The following is a 19,670-nucleotide window of genomic DNA, read 5'->3' on the forward strand; positions in this document are numbered from 1 at the left end:
TTTTATGATCTTATTCCGTAACGTTAATTTTAATTCTCTCTCCGCTTTTTTCAAAGGCTTTTATTTTCTTTTTTACCTCGGCTAAAGTTCCTTCTATAACTTCTTCTTTTGTAATCTCTTCTCCGTTTTCGGTTGTAGCTGTCGTGATTATGGCTTTTGCAGTTCCGTCATCATTTTTACTAATGTCTACTTTTACAATTTTACTGATTTCGTTTTTGATGACGGTTGTTTTACCGTCATCATCAATATAGGTAACATTTTTAAGTTCCACTTTAACTGTTTCACCATCTTTTGTGATAGTAATATCTTCGGAATGAGAATTTGCATCAATATTGTGTCCGCCTAAAATAGGAGCAATTACCAAGCCAATTAGGCAGGTAAGTTTGATTAAAATATTCATTGATGGACCAGAAGTGTCTTTAAAAGGATCACCAACCGTATCACCAGTAACCGCTGCCTTGTGAGCATCTGAACCTTTATAAGTCATTTTTCCGTCGATCTCTACACCAGCTTCAAAAGATTTTTTAGCATTATCCCATGCGCCACCAGCATTGTTCTGAAATATTGCCCAAAGTACACCCGAAACTGTAACACCAGCCATATAGCCACCTAACATTTCGGCAATCGCTAAATTATTCATTCCGAATAACATTGGAACAAAAGCAATAATTAAAGGAAATCCGATTGTTAACAATCCTGGTAACATCATCTCCCTTAAAGAAGCTTCTGTAGAAATTGCGACACATTTATCGTATTCTGGTTTCCCAGTACCTTCCATTATTCCTGGAATCTCTTTAAACTGGCGTCTTACTTCTTGTACCATTTCCATGGCTGCTTTACCAACGGCATTCATCGCTAAAGCGGAAAAAACTACAGGAACCATTCCTCCTACAAACAACATTGCTAATACAGGTGCTTTAAAAATATTAATTCCGTCTATTCCTGTAAACGTTACATAAGCAGCAAATAAAGCTAATGATGTTAATGCGGCAGAAGCAATTGCGAAACCTTTCCCTGTTGCGGCAGTTGTGTTACCAACGGCATCTAAAATATCTGTACGCTCTCTAACGATTGGTTCTTGTTCGCTCATTTCTGCAATTCCACCAGCATTATCTGCAATTGGTCCGAAAGCATCAATAGCTAATTGCATAGCGGTAGTTGCCATCATTGCGGACGCGGCTAGTGCTACTCCGTAAAATCCTGCCAAAGCATAAGAAGACCAAATTGCGGCAGCAAATAATAAAACAGAAGGGAATGTAGAAATCATACCTGTTGCTAAACCGGCAATAATATTTGTTCCGGCCCCCGTAGAAGATTGTTGTACTATTTTTAAAATAGGAGATTTTCCTAAGCCAGTATAATATTCAGTTACTGAAGAAATAACAGCACCAACAACCAAGCCAACCAATGTTGCGTAAAATACTCTCATAGATGAGATGTCTTGTAAACCTTCACCAAAGAATTCCATTTTCATGTTTTCTGGAAGCATCCATTTGCATAAAATAAAACAAGCGATTGCTACTAAAGCAATAGAAACCCAATTACCTAAGTTTAAGGCGCCCATTACTTGAGACTCTTTAGCATCATTACTTTTAATTTTTACCAACATGGTTCCGATCATCGAAATTATAATTCCGATACCCGCAATTGCCATTGGTAATAATATAGGTCCAATTCCGCCAAAGGCATCAGAAATACTTCCTCCCATATCTTTAATAACATAATTTCCTAGAACCATTGCAGCTAAAACTGTTGCAACATACGAACCGAATAAATCTGCGCCCATACCGGCAACATCACCGACGTTATCACCTACATTATCTGCTATTGTAGCAGGGTTACGTGGGTCATCTTCTGGAATACCAGCTTCAACTTTACCTACTAAATCGGCACCAACATCTGCAGCTTTTGTATAGATCCCTCCACCAACACGAGCAAATAAAGCAATACTTTCAGCACCTAAAGAGAAACCAGCTAAAGTTTCAAGAACAATTGTCATGTCCATGGTGTTTGTCCAAACACCTCCCGTAAAGAAGTAAAAGAAAGCGATAAAGAATGTAGTTAATCCCAAAACTGCTAATCCGGCAACGCCGAGTCCCATTACGGTTCCGCCTCCAAAAGAAATTTTAAGGGCATTAGGTAAACTTGTTTTTGCTGCTTGCGTAGTTCTTACATTTGTTTTGGTCGCTATTTTCATACCCATGTTTCCTGCGAAAGCAGAAAAAATAGCACCGCATATAAATGCAATTACGATTAAATAGCTTGTTGTTGGAACGAAGTAGGCTACAATTGCCAGTAATATACTAACGATAATTACAAAAACTGTTAATAGTTTGTATTCTGCATTTAAGAAAGCTAAGGCACCTTCGTAAATATGGTCAGAAATTTCTTTCATTTTCCCATCTCCAGAATTCTGTTTCATTACCCATTTTTTCTTAACGAGCATGTAAAGTAATCCTATTACAGCAGCTGCAATTGGCATCCAAATCATTATTGATTCCATATAAATTATGTTTTGATTAGTTAATTGATGTTCGTAAATATAACGAAATCAGTGACTAAACAAAAAACCTCTCAGAATGTTCTGAGAGGTTTTGGTAATTTATATAGAATTTTACTGGTTAAATAGTGAAATCTCCGTTTGCTTTATGCTCGCTGTTTTCGTAACGCTCGATACACTTATCTAAGATTTCATAAGCTTCGTTTGCGTCTCCCCAACCACCAACATCTACTTTTTTCTTTTCTAAATCTTTATAAACTTGAAAAAAGTGAGTAATTTCTTTAACTTGGTGAGGGTTCATATCTTTTAAGTCGTTTAATTGACTCCAGATAGGATCAGAAACAGGAACACAGATAATTTTTTCATCTTGTCCTTTTTCATCTGCCATATGGAAAACACCGATAGGTTTTACTTCCATAACACACATAGGAAAAGTTGGTTCAGCTCCTAAAACTAATACATCTAATGGGTCGTTATCTAAAGCTAAAGTTTCAGGAATGAAACCATAATCTCCAGGGTACATCATTGATGAAAATAACATTCTATCGAAACGAATTTTTCCTAAGTCAAAATCGTATTCGTATTTATTTCTACTTCCTTTTGGTATTTCAATTAAAACATCTACTGTTTTTCTTTCTTTTGCAGTCATATTATCTTGCTTTTCTTCGTTTCTAAAAATCGGTTTGCAAAAGTAATAATTTATTAGTGTTTTTTAACAAAAAAGAACTATTATTTTATTGTTAAACTAATGATTATAAGCCTGGTTTAATTCCTATTCGTATTGCGAACTTCGGAGTTGGTGGAGCAAATGAGCCTGCGGGAGGTGTGTAGTTGCTTCTCCAAATAGCATCTATACGTAAAAAACGTAAGTTACCATACCCAATATTCTCAAGACCAACACTGTATTCATAATAGAGTTTATTAGGAGTGTTGTAGTTAATATTTGCAGCGCCACTACTATTTACTAAACCATCGTTAATAGCTCTGTTTTCTTTAGATATGGTTCCGTATGCAGCTCTAAAAGTAACCAAACTACGTAGCTTAAGTTTTTTTAGTAAAGGAACCCTGTTTAAGAGGAAGCCATTAAAATGCTGCTCGAAATGTGTCGCTAAATAAGAGTCGGTAACAAAATCATAGTAATTTAGTAAGGCAAATGTGTTTTTTGTTAATGATAATGTTTGGTTTGCTGGTATTACGTTTAATAAACCTATTGGTAGTGTACCAAATGTTTTACCTGCTTCTAGAGTAGCATCTAAAACTCCGAATTTACTTAAAAGAATAGGTTGGTTATATTTAAACTGTAATTTATCGTAAGTATGTGATCCGTTAAATACTCCTTTGTATCCTCTGCGATAATTTAAGACTAAAGTCGGAAAAATATTACGCCCAAAACGTCTTTCAACTCCTAGTCCGTATACAAATCGACCAGGTGTATAAGAAATGTAAAGATCAGAAGCAACATCTGTTATTCCAGATCTAATATTTCCGTTTTCATCAAGATAATCCATAGAGAAATCTTTCGGTGATGCAGATTCTATGGTTGCATGTGAAAAGTTAACACCTACGTGTAAATTGGTTTTAATCTGATAATCGAAATTAGTAGCAATTTTTTCTACTTTAGATAAAAAGAAGTTGTCACCTCTAGAAAATAAAGCGTCGGTACCAAAAGAGGAACCTAAGAGTTGCGTAGTATTCAATAAAACACTTCCTAATTGTTCTATATCTTTCTGATATGCCAACCCAACTGCTATTCTTGGTTTGTATGATAATAAATAGCGACCTTCTAAACCGTATTTAAATTCCTTGTCTTTAAAACCATAGGCTAAGTGACCACCTAAACGAAAACGATCATCTTTAGATTTAAAGGTTCTGAAGCCAACTTTGGTTCTGAAGCCTTCTACTTGGTTGTTGGCAAAGATTGTCCATAATGGTCCAAACTGAATTCCGGCTGGCGTATTTATAAATCCACTAGCAACCGTATTTATTAAGCCAGTTATGTTTTTAATTTGTTTTTTTTCTTTTACAATACTTATAAAATTATATGTTGAGTTGCTTTCTTCATTTTGTTTTGATTTCCAATAGGAGTCTTCTTTTCTGTATTGGTTGGGTCTTATTTTAACAATCTCTTGTGTGTAAAAATCCTTAGCAAGTGGTTTGTCTAATATATAGTCGTTGTAAAGAATTGTTTTTTTGATTGTTAACCCTTTGTTGCTTTCATTTTTGTCAAGAAATGTAAAATCACCTACATAGGCATTTTTAGTAGGTATGTAAATACTATCGTTTCTTACTTCAAACTCTTTTTCAAATGATAAGCCTCTAACAAAGTTTAAGTTGATGCTTTTATGGACTTTCATTTTTATTTTTTCGATAGAAAATGTTTTATCAGATACCCAAAAGTTCCCTTGAAAAGCTAGATCCCCATCTCTGATAGGAAAAAAGTATATGTTGTATGATTTTTTGTTATTTTTCACGATGCTGTCATAAAGTACATAATCGTATGTAGCAAAACCATCGTTAGATAAAGGGCTTATAAAAGATTTTCTTAATAAGTTGATGTTGTTTTTAAAGACATCAACATCTTGAAAAGTGTTTGACATTCTATCAAAAACAAAACCTTTCGTGCCTAGTCCTTCAGATTTTTCAGCTTCAATATCTTCTCTGATATTCTCGTTTTTATTATCTCCATATATATTCGCTACTTCTTCGTTTAAATAAATTGGAATGTAATAATTAACACCATCACTATCGTATTTTACCTTATCTATTGTTTTTTGATATTCATCTTTAAAAATGTTTTTTAAAAAAATAGTATCTAAATTGTTAAGACCTAATTCAATAGTGCTTTGTCTCTTATATTGATAATTATCAACTAAATCAAGTCCGTTTTTTCGTTTTCTTTTCCAGATTTCTTTTAAAATACGATATGCAGGGTTCTCTTTTTTCTTTAATCGTTTTTTAGGTTTCGAAACAATTATTACCTCATCTAATTGATCAGCTTCTTCTTTAAGAGAAATATTTAAGTATTTAGTTTTTTTATTAACTTTTAAAGTTTGTGTTTGAAAACCAATAAAAGAGACTTCTAGAGTACCTCTAAATCTCTTTGTTTTTAAAAAAAATGTTCCATCATCGTTGGTGGTCGTTCCGAATACTGTATTTTTTAAAAATACAGTAACAAAAGGCATAGGGTTGTTAAATTCATCAACAACTTTACCTTTTAATGTGATTTGAGAATATAAAGAACTGGTAATGAGTAGAAGTAGGATTAGGAGTGATTTCTTCATTTTTTTTAATACTGCAAAATCCTTTTGACAAATGTCAAAAGGATTTTTGTTTCTTTTTAATTTCTTATTTCTCTATTACTTGTTAAGATATAAAACATCTTTAACAGCTTTAACAACATCACTAGCATTTGGTAGCCACTCAGCTAATAAAACTGGTGAATATGGTGCTGGTGTATCAGCAGTTGTAATTCTTTTTATAGGAGCATCTAAATAATCAAAAGCTTCGTCTTGTACTCTAAAAGTAATTTCTGAAGATACACTACCAAAAGGCCATGCTTCTTCTAGTATTACTAGTCTGTTAGTTTTCTTTACAGATTTTAAAATTGCGTTATGATCCATTGGGCGAACAGTACGTAGGTCGATAATTTCAACAGAAATACCTTCTTTAGCTAATTCATCCGCAGCTTTATAAGCTTCTTTAATAATTTTACCAAAAGAAACTACCGTTACATCTGTACCCTCTCTTTTAATATCTGCAACACCAATAGGAATGATATATTCACCTTCTGGAACTTCCATTTTATCACCATACATTTGTTCAGATTCCATAAAAATAACTGGATCATCATCACGTATAGCTGCTTTTAATAGACCTTTTGCATCATAAGGATTAGATGGTACGATAACCTTTAAACCTGGTGTGTTTGCAAACCAGTTTTCAAAAGCTTGTGAATGTGTAGCACCTAATTGACCGGCAGAACCTGTTGGGCCACGAAAAACAATAGGACAATTTAGTTGTCCACCACTCATTTGACGAATTTTAGCAGCATTGTTAATAATTTGATCAATACCAACTAAAGAGAAGTTAAAAGTCATGTATTCAACAATAGGACGATTTCCATTCATTGCAGATCCAACTGCAATACCACCAAAACCTAATTCAGCAATAGGAGTATCAATAACTCTTTTCTCACCAAATTCATCTAGCATCCCTTTTGAAGCTTTATAAGCTCCGTTATATTCAGCTACTTCTTCACCCATTAAGTAAATGCTCTCGTCTCTTCGCATTTCTTCACTCATAGCTTCGCAAATAGCCTCTCTAAATTGTATTGTTTTCATACGTTATATTAGTAGTTGTTTATCAAGATTGCAAAAATAACAAAAATAGAAATAAGAAATAGGTTTTTAACTTAAACAAATCGTTACTTACCTTTGTAACCTTCTGTTATTAAATAATTAGGAAGTTAAAAAAAATACTATGCATGCATAGTAAATTAAAAAAAAACCGTAACTTCGTAGCTCAAAAATTAAGTTTCTTAAAAACAACGATATATGAAAATATTAGTTTGTATCAGTCATGTACCTGATACTACTTCGAAAATTAACTTTACAGATAACAATACAAAGTTTGATACTAACGGAGTTCAATATGTTATAAATCCTTATGACGAGTTTAGTTTAACTCGTGCTATGTGGTTTAAAGAAAAGCAAGGTGCTAGTGTAACAGTTGTAAATGTAGGAGGTGCTTCAACAGAACCAACTTTACGTAAAGCTTTAGCTATTGGTGCAGATGATGCAATTCGTATAAACGCAGAACCTACCGATGGTTTTATGGTTGCTAAAGAATTAGCAGCTGTTGTTAAAAGCGGTGGTTACGATTTAGTTTTAGCAGGTAAAGAATCAGCAGATTACAACGGTCAAATGGTACCAGGGATGTTAGCTTCTTTAGTTGATTTTAATTTTGTAAATGCTTGTGTAGGTGCAGAAATAGATGGGGTAAATGTTTCTTTAAGAAGAGAGATTGATGGAGGAGAAGAGAAAGTTTCTTCAACTTTACCAATGGTAATTGCGGGGCAAAAAGGGTTAGTAGAAGAAAAAGATTTACGTATACCAAATATGCGTGGAATTATGATGGCTCGTAAAAAACCTTTAGCTTTAGTAGAACCAACAGGTGTTGCTGCAAGTACTGCTACTCAAAATTTTGAGAAGCCTGCTGAAAAAGGAGCTGTAAAGTTAGTTGATACTGTTGATGAATTAATCGACTTGTTACACAACGAAGCAAAAGCAATTTAATAGTAAGATTTAAAACCACGTTGTTGCGAATAAAGTGAGGTAGTTTGTTTTAAAAATTATTTTTTTCGCAATAACATAAAAAAATATAAAAATATGTCTGTATTAGTTTTTGCCGATGCATCGGAAGGAAAATTTAAAAAAACTGCTTTTGAAGTAGTTTCATACGGAAAAAAAGTAGCAGAACAATTAGGAAGCGACATGTTGGTATTAACTATCAACGGTGGAGATGCTTCTGAATTATATGCATACGGAGCAGAAAAAGTAATTGAAGTAAAAAATGACGTAGCATCTTTTAATGCAAAAGCATACGCTTCTATTATTAAGCAAGTAGCAGAATCAAAATCAGCAAATACAATAATTATAGATTCTAGTATTGATGGTTTCACAGTAGCTCCTTTAGTTGCCGTAGGTTTAGAGGCAGGATATGCATCTAACGTTGTTGCTTTACCAGCTAGTGTTAGTCCGTTTGTTGTAAGAAGAAAAGCTTTTTCAAATAAAGGATTTAACAATACTGAAATCTCAACAGAGAAAAAAGTAGTTGGAGTAGCAAAGAATTCATACGGAGCTCACGAAAATTCGGTAAGCGGATCGACAGAGAGTTTTGATGCAACTTTGCCAGAGCTAGGAGTAAAATCAGAAAGTATTAATAAAGCTAGTGGTACAGTAACTATTGCTGATGCTGATATCGTGGTTTCTGCAGGTCGTGGAATGAAAGGGCCTGAGAACTGGGGAATGATTGAAGAGTTAGCAACTGTTTTAGGAGCTGCAACAGCATGTTCTAAGCCAGTTTCTGATTTAGGATGGCGTCCTCATAGTGAACACGTAGGGCAAACTGGTAAGCCAGTAGCTTCAAATTTATATATTGCCATTGGTATTTCGGGTGCAATTCAGCACTTAGCTGGTATTAATGCATCAAAAGTAAAAGTGGTTATCAATACAGATCCAGAGGCGCCTTTCTTTAAAGCTGCAGATTACGGAATTGTAGGTGATGCTTTTGAAGTTGTACCGCAGTTAATAGAAAAATTAAAAGCTTTTAAACAAGCATAATTTTAGTGGGTAAATTTTCTTTTTATAGAAATTAGAGTTCAACTCATAATTTTTAGTAAATTGTGCCCACTTAAGAAGGCTGTCTAAATTTGAAGCGTAGAGCCTAAAATTAGACAGCTTTTTGTTATTTTATAATTGTACATGAGTTTAATAAAACTAACTATTAAAGGGATTTCGTATAGCCAAACTCAAAGTGGAGCTTATGCATTAGTGCTGAGTGAAATGGACGGTACAAGAACACTCCCTATTATTATTGGAGCATTCGAAGCACAATCTATAGCAATCGCTTTAGAGAAAGAAATTCGACCACCAAGACCACTTACACACGATTTATTTAAAACATTTTCTGATAAATTCTCTATCAAAGTAACTCAGGTTATTATTCATAAACTTGTTGATGGTGTTTTTTACTCTAGTTTAATTTGCGAGCGAGAAGGAGTTGAAGAAGTTATTGATACTCGTACTTCTGATGCAATTGCACTGGCAGTTCGTTTTCAAGCACCTATTTTTACTTATGAAAATATTTTAGATAAAGCAGGTGTTTACTTAAAGCTAGACGAAGAGTTAATTATAGAAGAAGATCTAGAATCTGACGAGATAGAATTCTCTTTAGAAGATGAGTTTGAAGAGGAAAAGGGATATACGCATTTATCATTACAAGAATTACACGAACAACTTAATGAAGCTGTAGTTAACGAAGATTATGAGTTAGCAGCAGAACTTCGCGACGAAATAAGCAAACGTTCTTAATAAAATATATAAAATGAAGAAATTATTTACTCTCATAATGCTTTGTGCATCAATACTAACTTTTGGTCAGAGCATAGAGAAAAAGTGGAGTTTTTCATCGATTACTACTACTGATGGTAATTCGGTAGTTGCCGTAAATCCATCAGATGTTTTAAACTTAACTAGAGGTGATTTTAATTATTCTATACTCGCTAAAGACAGTTTACAAGCAGCAGGAAATTATATTCATCAGAATAATTTATTAATTCTTAATCACAAACAACCTAATGATACAGTTCGTTATTATAATGTAGTTGAATTAACAGAAGAAGCATTAGTATTAGCAGAAAAAGATGTGTTATATAGTTTTACATCTAGCAATAACGCAGTGTTTATAGCAAATCAAGGTAAAGAAAAAACAGAGATGTCAGAAGCTATTATACCAAGTAGTGGATTTTCTATACAGAGTTTATGGCGTGGTGTTTTAGGAATGGTTTCTTTATTAATTATCGCATTTTTATTTAGTGCCAATAGAAAAGGGATTGATTGGAAAACGGTTGGTTTAGGATTGGCTTTTCAGTTGGTTATTGCCATAGGTGTTTTAAGAGTTCCTTTTGTTCAAACAGCTTTTGAAATAGTTGGAGGTTTATTTGTAAGCGTGTTAGATTTTACAAGAGCAGGAAGTGAATTTCTATTTAGTGGTTTGGTATCAGATATGAGTTCTTACGGATTCATTTTTGCCTTTCAAGTATTACCTACCATTATTTTCTTTTCGGCATTAACATCATTATTATTTTACCTTGGCTTAATTCAAAAAGTAGTAAAAGCGTTAGCATGGCTTTTATCTAAAGTGTTAAAAATATCAGGTGCAGAAAGTTTATCTGTTGCAGGAAATATATTTTTAGGTCAAACAGAAGCTCCTTTATTGATTAAGGCATATTTAGAAAAAATGAACCGATCAGAAATACTATTAGTAATGATTGGTGGTATGGCAACAGTAGCCGGAGCTGTTTTAGCAGCTTATATTGGGTTTTTGGGAGGTGAAGACGAAGGTTTACGATTATTGTATGCAAAGCATTTGTTGGCTGCGTCAGTAATGGCAGCACCCGGAGCCATAATTATATCTAAAATTTTGTATCCACAAACAGAAAAAGTAAATACAGAAGTTGAGGTTTCGTCTGATAAAATAGGTTCGAATATATTAGATGCTATTGCTAACGGAACAACAGAAGGTTTGCAATTAGCAATGAATGTAGCAGCAATGTTATTAGTTTTTATTGCTTTCATAGCTATGATAAATGGTGTTTTAGGTTGGGTAGGAGATGTCACATCACTAAACACTTGGATGGCGGCAAATACAAGTTATACTAAGTTTTCTTTAGAGGCAATTTTAGGATATGTTTTTGCTCCTTTAATGTGGTTGATTGGTGTTGCAAAAGAAGATATGGCTTTAATGGGGCAATTGTTAGGTATTAAATTAGCTGCAAGTGAATTTGTTGGGTATATTCAGTTAGCAGAACTTAAAAATATTGCAAACGCAACGCATTTAACGTATAATAAATCTATTATTATGGCAACTTATATGTTATGCGGATTTGCAAATTTTGCATCCATTGGTATTCAAATTGGTGGTATTGGGTCATTAGCACCAGGGCAACGTAAAACATTATCAGAATTTGGTATTAAGGCTTTAATTGGAGGAACAATAGCTTCTTTAATGTCTGCAACCATAGCCGGTATGATTATTGGGTAGTGGCGAGTCGCCACAGATAACTAAATAGTTAATAACTTATTAATATAATTTTAAAAGCTTCAGCATTAAATGTTGAAGCTTTTTTATTTTTACAGAAATCAAAAGTAGAAGATGAAGCAATATCTAGATTTAGTAAAACACGTTTTAGAAAACGGAAACGAGAAAGGTGATAGAACAGGAACAGGAACAAAAAGTGTTTTTGGTTATCAAATGCGTTTTGATTTAAGTGAAGGTTTTCCGATGGTAACTACAAAGAAGTTGCACTTAAAATCGATTATATATGAGTTGCTTTGGTTTATAAAAGGTGATACAAATATTAAGTATCTACAAGAAAACGGTGTTAAAATATGGAATTCTTGGGCTGATGAAAACGGCGATTTAGGACCTGTTTATGGTCATCAATGGCGTAATTGGAATAGTGATGAAATTGATCAATTAAAAGATGTTATTGAAACACTAAAAACGAATCCGAACAGTCGTAGAATGTTAGTTTCTGCATGGAATCCTTCTGTAATGCCTGATACTTCAAAATCATTTTCTGAAAACGTTGCTAACGATAAAGCAGCTTTACCACCGTGTCATGCATTTTTTCAGTTTTATGTAGCAGACGGAAAATTATCTTGCCAGTTATACCAACGAAGTGCTGATATATTTTTAGGTGTTCCGTTTAATATCGCTTCATATGCTTTATTTACAATGATGATTGCTCAGGTTTGTGGTTATGAAGCAGGAGAGTTTATTCATACTTTTGGAGATGCACATATCTACAGCAATCATATCGAACAATTAGAATTGCAATTGTCTCGAGAAACAAGGGCATTACCAAAAATGAAAATGAATCCTGAAATCAAAAACATTGAAGATTTTACTTTTGAAGATTTCGAATTAGTAGATTATAATCCGCATCCACATATTAAAGGTGCTGTAGCAGTATAATTTAACATTATTTTTTATAATTTCTTTAGTAGCTTTGTAATAGGAACCTAAAAAATATAGAAAATGACTACAAATGTTGATGTTTTAAAAGATGCTCTGTATGATAAAATAGCTGATATTAATGATGAAAAGGTTTTAGAAGCAATAGAAACTTTAGTTGATAATATAAAAACAGATGTTTTAGGCGAAGCTACTACAAGTAAAAGAGATTTAACAAGTTATATTAAAGAGTGGGCAAAGAGTGTCTAGCCATTTATTAAATACAATCTATGATTACAATAATTGCTGCAATAGCAAATAACAATGCTTTAGGAAAAGATAATGATTTAATTTGGCATTTGCCTGCGGATTTAAAACGATTTAAGAAAGTTACTTCGGGACATTATATTTTAATGGGGCGTAATACTTTCGAAAGTATTGGAAAACCATTACCTAATCGTACATCGGTTATTATAACTAGGAATAATGATTATTTTAAAGATGGATGTTTGGTCGCGAACTCAATTGAAGAGGCTATTGAATTATCAAAATCAGCTTCGGATGTTTTTATAATTGGAGGAGCCCAGGTTTATAAACAAGCCATTGAAAAAGGGTTGGTTGATCAATTAGATATTACGATTGTTCATCACGATTTTGAAGCAGATGTTTTTTTTCCAACAATTGATTTAGATGTTTGGAAAGAAATATCTAGAGAAGATTGTAAAGCTGATGAAAAAAATAAATACGATTACAGTTTCGTTTCTTACAAAAGAAAATAAACGGTTTTTAAATGTCAAGTCGAGCGCAGTCGAGACCGTATAAAATACTTCTCGACTGCGCTCGAAGAGACACGATAATTTATGTTATTCTGATTTTATTTCAGAACCTCAATTGATAAAAATATGTCAATACAACTTACTTCTATATCCAAAATTTACGGAACACAAAAAGCAGTCAATGATATTTCTTTTAAAGCAAGAAAAGGAGAAATAGTGGGGTTTTTAGGTCCAAACGGAGCAGGAAAATCTACCACTATGAAAATCTTAACCGGATTTATTCAGCCAAGTGAAGGAACTGTTTTTGTAAGCGGAATAGATGTTGTTAAAAACCCTATTGAAGCACAGAAAAAAATAGGTTATTTACCTGAACACAATCCGTTGTATTTAGATATGTATGTGCGTGAGTATTTACAATTTCAAGCAGCAATTTATAAAGTTGATAAAAAGAGTATAGCGGAGGTAATTGAAAAAGTAGGATTAACGATTGAATCACATAAAAAAATAGTGCAACTATCAAAAGGATACCGTCAAAGAGTGGGTTTAGCAGCTGCTATTTTACACAACCCAGAAGTGTTAGTTTTAGATGAACCAACTACAGGTTTAGATCCGAATCAATTAGTTGAAATTCGTGAGTTGATTAAAGAACTCGGAAAAGATAAAACGGTTTTATTGTCTACACATATAATGCAAGAGGTAGAGGCGGTTTGCGATCGCGTAATTATTATAAATAAAGGGGAGTTGGTTATTGATAAACCAATTTCTGAACTTAAAACAAGCAAGCAACAAACAATTAAAGTTACGTTTGATTATAAGTTAGAAGAACAATTTATACAGCGTTTACCAAATATTGTTTATTATAAAAATACGGTAGAAAATAACTGGATACTTACTTTTGAAACACCAGAAGATATGCGCCCAGTAATTTTTGATTTTGCGCAAGAAAATGGACTTAAAATTCTTGGTTTAAATACCGAAAATAAAAATTTAGAAAGCTTGTTTAGAGAATTGACTAATTAGAATAACTCCTATTATGGAAATCAAAAAGAACATAATTCTAGATAGAGTTGATAAAAAATCTATTTTAATTGATGTGTTTTCTTCAAGAGAAAAGAGTAATCAACCGATTGTTATTTTTTGTCATGGTTATAAAGGTTTTAAAGATTGGGGGGCTTGGAATTTAATGGCTGAATATTTTGCTAATGTAGGATTTTGTTTTGTTAAATTTAACTTCTCTCATAACGGAGGAACTATAGAAAATCCTATTGATTTTACAGATTTAGAAGCCTTCGGGAATAATAACTACACGAAAGAACTTGACGATTTAAATGATGTGTTAGATTGGGCGGCTTCTTATTTTAAAGACAGTGAAAGTTTTAATACAAGCGATATTAATTTAATAGGTCATAGTAGAGGCGGCGGCATTGCAATAATAAAAGCATCAGAAGATAATAGAATTACAAAACTTATTACATTAGCAAGTGTTAGTGATTTAGGCAAACGGACTGCTACTGTTGGTAACTTAAAAGAATGGAAAGAATCTGGTGTTAAATATGTTGTAAATGGAAGAACGAAACAACAAATGCCACATTATTATCAGTTTTATACTGATTTTAAAGATAATGAAAAACGCCTTAATATCAAATCTGCTGAAGAACAATTAAAGATTCCGCATTTAATTATCCATGGAGATAATGACACTTCAATCTCTATTAATGAAGCAAAAGAACTGCATGAATGGAATCCTAAAAGTAAACTACAAGTTATTGAAGGAGCAGATCATGTTTTTAATGTAAAACATCCTTGGAATGAAACTCAGTTACCTGCTGAATTAGAAAAAGTGAGTGAAATTATTTTACACTTCTTAGAGAAATAACTAATTAGAATAATTAGCTCGAAACCATACTTTTTTCCAAACTCTTTTTAATATTAAAAAGACAATACTTTCGGTATAGGTGTCAATATTTGATGCTTCTTTTTTATAAGTCATTGTTTCAGGAATATCAACAATGTATAAAAGATTTTTATAGCTGTTTAAATCCGCCAGAATTAAATGCTTTATTACTTTTGTTAACTCGTCCTTTAATGTAGTTGGTGTGCTGTTTTTAGTTAAATTAATTGCTAAATTGGCTAAGCTAAAATCTTTATTTAACTGAGTAATTAAATTTGCATACAGTTTTTCATTAACTGCCTTTACTAATAAAGCATCACTGTTAAGATGTTTAGAAAGCATTTTTAATTCAATTTATAATTAATATGTTGCTCATCCAATAACTTTAAAAATTCATTAGAAATTTTAATTTTAGTATTTCTGCTTGGTAAATTCAGCTCTATTTTTTCTTCGGTGTCCCAAATAGTAAAATGTAAATTTTGAGAACCTCTATTAGTTGCAAATAAATGCTGTAAATCTTTAATTCTGTTTTCTTTTACATCTTGTAAAGGCATTTTTATGGTTATTTTTTTACACATTTTATCCATAATATCATGAAGTAATAAAAACTCGTTAAAGCTGACTCTTGGTTCTCCTTTTATACCTTCTTTATTTGTCCAACCTGGTTTTACCATTGTTTTTACAAATAAGAAAGAATTAGGAACCAAAAAGTGTTTAAAACGAAGATATTCTTCACCAAAAATTCTAAACTCAAAATTCTCACTATAATCTTCAATAAAAAAAGTAGCCCAACCTTTACCTGCTTTCGAAATACGATGCTGTACATCGGTTACAATACCACCAAAAGACAATGCCATGCCTTCGTATTTAGGAAGGTCGTTATAATGAGATAGTGCAGCGTTACAAAATTTTAATTCGTTTTTAAAATCATCTAACGGATGCGCAGAAATATAAATACCTACTACTTCTTTCTCTCTTCCTAATAGCTCCATGGTTCCCCAAGTATCACAAGTAGGAATAATTGGTTCAGGCATTTCTTCTTCAGAGCCACCACCAAATAAAGAAACCTGAGAAGAATTCTGATTTTCTTGATATTTGTTACCAAAACGTAATGCTTTTTCTATAAATTTTTGATTCTTTTCATCTTCTACAAAATATTGTGCTCTGTGTGTATTTGTAAAAGAATCGAAACCGCCAGCTAAAATTAAACCTTCAAATGCTTTTTTATTTGCCACCCGTAAATCAACTCGTTTAGCAAGATCAAAAACAGAAGAAAAATGACCATTCTCTTCACGTTCATTAATAATTGCCTTTACGGCAAGACCACCAACACCTTTAATTGCAGCCATTCCAAAACGGATTGCTCCTTCTTTATTTACCGAGAATTTAGAAAAAGATTCATTTACATCAGGGCCTAAAACAGTAATTCCGGCACGCTTACATTCTTCCATAAAAAATGAAACCGATTTGATATCGTTCATATTGTTAGAAAGAACCGCAGCCATATATTCAGCTGGGTAATGGGCTTTTAAATAGGCAGTTTGATAAGCGATCCAAGCATAACAAGTAGAGTGCGATTTGTTAAAAGCATAAGAAGCAAAGGCTTCCCAGTCTGTCCAAATTTTTTCTAATTTTTTTTCATCATGTCCGTTTGCAATTGCTTGTTTAACAAACTTTGGTTTCATTTTATCAAGAACCGCAATTTGTTTTTTACCCATTGCCTTACGTAAAACATCGGCTTCACCTTTGGTAAAATCGGCTAATTTTTGCGAAAGTAACATTACCTGCTCTTGGTATACGGTAATTCCGTAGGTTTCAGCTAGGTATTCTTCCATGGCAGGTAAATCGTACTCAATTTCTTCATCTCCGTGTTTTCTTCGGATAAAAGAAGGGATGTATTCCATCGGTCCTGGACGATACAAGGCATTCATGGCAATTAAATCTTCAAAAACGGTAGGTTTTAAAGATCTCATGTGTTTTTGCATTCCTGGAGATTCATATTGAAAAATACCAACAGTTTCTCCTCTTTGGAAAAGTTCATAGGTTTTTACATCATCTAACGGAAAGGTCTCAGGGTCTAAAAGAACATCGTGTCGTGCTTTTACAATTTTAACGGTATCCTTAATCAAGGTTAACGTTTTTAATCCCAAGAAATCCATTTTTAGTAAACCAGCATCTTCAACAACCGAGTTGTCGAACTGAGTTACATACATGTCAGAATCTTTGGCAAGTGCAACAGGTACGAATTTGGTAATATCATCTGGTGTAATAATTACACCACAAGCATGAATACCTGTGTTACGAACCGATCCTTCTAGTATCCGAGCTTTATTAATGGTCTCTGCCATTAAATCATTTCCATTAGAAAGTCTTTTTAGTTCGTTTACTAATTCTATTTCTTCAGCCCTAAGTTTTTCTTTTAACGTTTTTTCATCCAAAGAGAATATTTTCTTTAGCTTCATTCCAGGAATTAACTTGGCAATTCTATCAGCTTCAAAAAGCGGTAAATCTAATACACGAGCAGTATCTCTAATAGAAGATTTTGCAGCCATGGTACCGTAGGTAATAATTTGTGCTACCTGATTTGCACCGTATTTGTCGATTACATAATCCATTACACGACCACGCCCTTCATCATCAAAATCAATATCGATATCGGGCATTGATACACGTTCGGGATTTAAGAAACGCTCAAAAAGTAAATCGTATTTAATAGGGTCTATATTGGTAATCCATAAACAATAGGCAACTACAGATCCAGCGGCAGAACCACGTCCTGGCCCTACAGAAACATCCATGTTTCTCGCTTCGCGGATAAAATCTTCAACAATTAAGAAGTAACCAGGATATCCAGTTTTTTCAATTACTTCCAACTCAAAATCTAAACGTTCACGAATACTATCAGTTATTTCGCCATATCGTTTTTTTGCACCTTCGTATGTTAAATGGCGTAAGAAATTATTCTCACCTCGTTTACCTCCGTCTTCATTATCTTTTTCATCTTTAAATTCGTCAGCAATATCAAAAGCAGGTAATAAAACATCACGAGCTAAAGTATAAGGTTCTATTTTATCTACAATTTCCTGAATATTAATGATGGCTTCAGGAAGATCTGCAAATAAAGTTTTCATCTCTTCAGATGATTTAAAGTAGTACTCGTCGTTAGGTAAACCATAACGATAACCACGACCTCTACCTTTAGGTGTTGCTTGTTTTTCACCGTCTTTTACACAAAGTAAAATATCATGCGCATTGGCATCTTCTTTGCTTAAATAAAATGTGTTGTTAGATGCAACTGTTTTTACGTTATGCTTTTTAGAAAACTTTAAGAGTGTTTCATTAACAACTTTTTCATCTTCTTGATTATGGCGCATCAATTCGATGTACAAATCATCACCGAATTGTTCTTTCCACCAAATTAATGCTTCTTCAGCTTGCGCTTCACCAACATTTAATATTTTACTTGGCACTTCACCGTACAAACTACCAGTAAGTACAATAATATCTTCTTTATATTGTTCTACTACTTTTTTATCAATTCTAGGGATGTAATAAAAACCATCAACAAAAGCAATAGACGACATTTTTGCTAAGTTGTGATATCCTTTTTTGTTTTTAGCTAATAAAACAACTTGGTAACCGTTGTCTTTCTGACTTTTATTAGTGTGATCGTTACAAATATTAAATTCACAACCAACAATTGGTTTTAAAGGTTTTTGAGTAGGTTCTTCTCCTTTTTCTATAGCTTCAATATTAGCCGAATCAACAGCTTTGTTATGATTTAAAACTGCTTGTACGAAATGAAAAGCAGCCATCATATTACCTGTATCGGTCATTGCTACTGCCGACATGTTATCTTTTGCAGCAGCTTTTACAATATTACCAATTTGTATGGTAGATTGTAAAACAGAATATTGTGTATGATTATGAAGGTGTGCGAACTTACTATCTTTTAACTCAGCTAAACCTTCATTAGTACTTATAGTTGTTGTATCTCCTTTTGCTTTTTCTTTTCTAGCGCGAATTTTTTCACTTTCTCTTTTAAGATTTAAGTGATTTAGTCCGATTATTTGAGTAACACTTGGGTTGTTTTGAGTGTAGCGATCAAAAAAATCGTCTGTAACCTGAAGTTGTTCTTTGGTAAACTGACGTAAACGAATTAATTCTAAAAAACATCTAGTTGTTGCTTCTACATCGGCAGTTGCGTTGTGCGCATCTCCAAAACCGTCTCCAAATAAATGTTGGTGTAATTCGGTTAATGTTGGTAATTTAAATTTACCACCACGACCACCAGGAATCTGACACATTTTTGCTGTATGCTCGGTACAAGTATCTAATATTGGTAGTTTTGTTAAGTTGTTATCAACACCTAAACGATGGAATTCACACCCTATAATATTAATGTCGAAAGCAAGATTTTGCCCAACTATAAATTTTGTTTTACTTAAAGCTTCATTAAATAACGCTAAACCTTCAGAAAGTTCAATTCCTTGCTCCTGCGCTAAATCGGTAGAGATACCATGAATTCTTTCTGCATCATACGGAATATTAAATCCGTCAGGTTTAATTAAAAAATCGTTATGCTCAACTAAATTACCTAATTCATCATGTAATTGCCACGCGATTTGAGTAGCTCTAGGCCAATTATTAGTGTCAGTAATAGGCGCATTCCAACTTTTAGGTAGTCCGGTAGTTTCAGTATCAAAAATTAAATACATCTAGAGTGTTTTATTGAAGCGTTTAGGTATAAGTAAAGTGTAAAAAT

15 protein-coding genes are annotated in these 19,670 nt (G+C 33.1%); 9 read left to right on the forward strand and 6 right to left on the reverse strand.

Translation table 11 applies throughout. From position 1 onward, the window contains the following. Positions 1-10: 10 nt before the first annotated feature. From RRF68_RS10855 to RRF68_RS10870, 4 genes are all read right to left on the reverse strand, one after another. Positions 11-2,503 carry a sodium-translocating pyrophosphatase gene (locus tag RRF68_RS10855; protein WP_315944357.1) on the reverse strand — a complete coding sequence of 831 codons (2,493 nt, stop codon included), beginning with the start codon at positions 2,501-2,503 and terminating at the stop codon, positions 11-13. A gap of 118 nt (positions 2,504-2,621) precedes the next feature. Then, positions 2,622-3,149 (reverse strand): inorganic diphosphatase, encoded by a 528-nt coding sequence (locus RRF68_RS10860; RefSeq protein WP_275315439.1) that lies wholly within the window; start codon positions 3,147-3,149, stop codon positions 2,622-2,624. A gap of 103 nt (positions 3,150-3,252) precedes the next feature. Next, positions 3,253-5,781 carry a DUF5686 and carboxypeptidase-like regulatory domain-containing protein gene (locus tag RRF68_RS10865; RefSeq protein ID WP_275315440.1) on the reverse strand — a complete coding sequence of 843 codons (2,529 nt, stop codon included), beginning with the start codon at positions 5,779-5,781 and terminating at the stop codon, positions 3,253-3,255. A gap of 75 nt (positions 5,782-5,856) precedes the next feature. Next, complete coding sequence (locus RRF68_RS10870; RefSeq protein WP_315944358.1) at positions 5,857-6,840, reverse strand: pyruvate dehydrogenase complex E1 component subunit beta; 984 nt, start codon at positions 6,838-6,840, stop codon at positions 5,857-5,859. A 213-nt stretch (positions 6,841-7,053) separates the two neighbouring features. Here RRF68_RS10870 and RRF68_RS10875 point away from each other — a divergent pair, with 213 nt between their 5' ends. The 9 genes from RRF68_RS10875 to RRF68_RS10915 all read left to right on the forward strand — a co-directional run bounded on the left by RRF68_RS10875 (position 7,054) and on the right by RRF68_RS10915 (position 14,890). Further along, complete coding sequence (locus tag RRF68_RS10875; RefSeq protein ID WP_315944359.1) at positions 7,054-7,794, forward strand: electron transfer flavoprotein subunit beta/FixA family protein; 741 nt, start codon at positions 7,054-7,056, stop codon at positions 7,792-7,794. A 93-nt stretch (positions 7,795-7,887) separates the two neighbouring features. Beyond that, on the forward strand, positions 7,888-8,841 hold the full coding sequence (locus RRF68_RS10880) for an electron transfer flavoprotein subunit alpha/FixB family protein (protein WP_315944360.1): 954 nt from the start codon (positions 7,888-7,890) through the stop codon (positions 8,839-8,841). A gap of 141 nt (positions 8,842-8,982) precedes the next feature. After that, a complete protein-coding gene (locus RRF68_RS10885; protein ID WP_218772146.1) occupies positions 8,983-9,591 on the forward strand; it encodes a bifunctional nuclease family protein in 609 nt (202 codons plus the stop codon). 13 nt (positions 9,592-9,604) lie between these two features. Then, on the forward strand, positions 9,605-11,323 hold the full coding sequence (locus tag RRF68_RS10890) for a NupC/NupG family nucleoside CNT transporter (RefSeq protein WP_315944361.1): 1,719 nt from the start codon (positions 9,605-9,607) through the stop codon (positions 11,321-11,323). A gap of 111 nt (positions 11,324-11,434) precedes the next feature. Further along, positions 11,435-12,259 carry a thymidylate synthase gene (locus tag RRF68_RS10895; RefSeq protein WP_218772148.1) on the forward strand — a complete coding sequence of 275 codons (825 nt, stop codon included), beginning with the start codon at positions 11,435-11,437 and terminating at the stop codon, positions 12,257-12,259. A gap of 63 nt (positions 12,260-12,322) precedes the next feature. Then, positions 12,323-12,508, forward strand: coding sequence for a hypothetical protein (locus RRF68_RS10900; protein ID WP_315944362.1), 186 nt, complete (start codon positions 12,323-12,325; stop codon positions 12,506-12,508). A gap of 20 nt (positions 12,509-12,528) precedes the next feature. Next, the gene (locus tag RRF68_RS10905) at positions 12,529-13,017 is read left to right on the forward strand and encodes a dihydrofolate reductase (RefSeq protein WP_315944363.1); all 489 of its coding nucleotides are present in this window, start codon (positions 12,529-12,531) and stop codon (positions 13,015-13,017) included. Positions 13,018-13,140: 123 nt separating this feature from the next. Then, a complete protein-coding gene (gene gldA, locus RRF68_RS10910) occupies positions 13,141-14,034 on the forward strand; it encodes a gliding motility-associated ABC transporter ATP-binding subunit GldA (RefSeq protein WP_315944364.1) in 894 nt (297 codons plus the stop codon). Between the two features lie 13 nt (positions 14,035-14,047). Next, complete coding sequence (locus RRF68_RS10915) at positions 14,048-14,890, forward strand: alpha/beta hydrolase (RefSeq protein WP_315944365.1); 843 nt, start codon at positions 14,048-14,050, stop codon at positions 14,888-14,890. Here RRF68_RS10915 and RRF68_RS10920 read toward each other — a convergent pair whose 3' ends face one another. Together RRF68_RS10920 and dnaE are read right to left on the reverse strand one after the other, a co-directional pair. Then, positions 14,891-15,247, reverse strand: coding sequence for a hypothetical protein (locus tag RRF68_RS10920; protein WP_218772153.1), 357 nt, complete (start codon positions 15,245-15,247; stop codon positions 14,891-14,893). It lies immediately after the preceding gene. Positions 15,248-15,249: 2 nt separating this feature from the next. Continuing rightward, complete coding sequence (gene dnaE / locus RRF68_RS10925) at positions 15,250-19,623, reverse strand: DNA polymerase III subunit alpha (RefSeq protein ID WP_315944366.1); 4,374 nt, start codon at positions 19,621-19,623, stop codon at positions 15,250-15,252. Between the last annotated feature and the right edge of the window lie 47 nt (positions 19,624-19,670).

Origin of the sequence: Tenacibaculum sp. HL-MS23 (genome assembly GCF_032463465.1) — a bacterium.
Taxonomy (GTDB): Bacteria; Bacteroidota; Bacteroidia; order Flavobacteriales; family Flavobacteriaceae; genus Polaribacter; species Polaribacter bernardetii.

Coding starts and splice junctions, on each gene's coding strand:
- RRF68_RS10900 (WP_315944362.1), top strand. CDS start 12,323: ATGACTACAAATGTTGATGTTTTAAAAGATGCTCTGTATGATAAAATA.
- RRF68_RS10890 (WP_315944361.1), top strand. CDS start 9,605: ATGAAGAAATTATTTACTCTCATAATGCTTTGTGCATCAATACTAACT.
- RRF68_RS10880 (WP_315944360.1), top strand. CDS start 7,888: ATGTCTGTATTAGTTTTTGCCGATGCATCGGAAGGAAAATTTAAAAAA.
- RRF68_RS10885 (WP_218772146.1), top strand. CDS start 8,983: ATGAGTTTAATAAAACTAACTATTAAAGGGATTTCGTATAGCCAAACT.
- RRF68_RS10895 (WP_218772148.1), top strand. CDS start 11,435: ATGAAGCAATATCTAGATTTAGTAAAACACGTTTTAGAAAACGGAAAC.
- RRF68_RS10855 (WP_315944357.1), bottom strand. CDS start 2,503: ATGGAATCAATAATGATTTGGATGCCAATTGCAGCTGCTGTAATAGGA.
- RRF68_RS10865 (WP_275315440.1), bottom strand. CDS start 5,781: ATGAAGAAATCACTCCTAATCCTACTTCTACTCATTACCAGTTCTTTA.
- RRF68_RS10920 (WP_218772153.1), bottom strand. CDS start 15,247: ATGCTTTCTAAACATCTTAACAGTGATGCTTTATTAGTAAAGGCAGTT.
- RRF68_RS10870 (WP_315944358.1), bottom strand. CDS start 6,840: ATGAAAACAATACAATTTAGAGAGGCTATTTGCGAAGCTATGAGTGAA.
- RRF68_RS10860 (WP_275315439.1), bottom strand. CDS start 3,149: ATGACTGCAAAAGAAAGAAAAACAGTAGATGTTTTAATTGAAATACCA.
- dnaE (WP_315944366.1), bottom strand. CDS start 19,623: ATGTATTTAATTTTTGATACTGAAACTACCGGACTACCTAAAAGTTGG.
- RRF68_RS10905 (WP_315944363.1), top strand. CDS start 12,529: ATGATTACAATAATTGCTGCAATAGCAAATAACAATGCTTTAGGAAAA.
- RRF68_RS10875 (WP_315944359.1), top strand. CDS start 7,054: ATGAAAATATTAGTTTGTATCAGTCATGTACCTGATACTACTTCGAAA.
- RRF68_RS10915 (WP_315944365.1), top strand. CDS start 14,048: ATGGAAATCAAAAAGAACATAATTCTAGATAGAGTTGATAAAAAATCT.
- gldA (WP_315944364.1), top strand. CDS start 13,141: ATGTCAATACAACTTACTTCTATATCCAAAATTTACGGAACACAAAAA.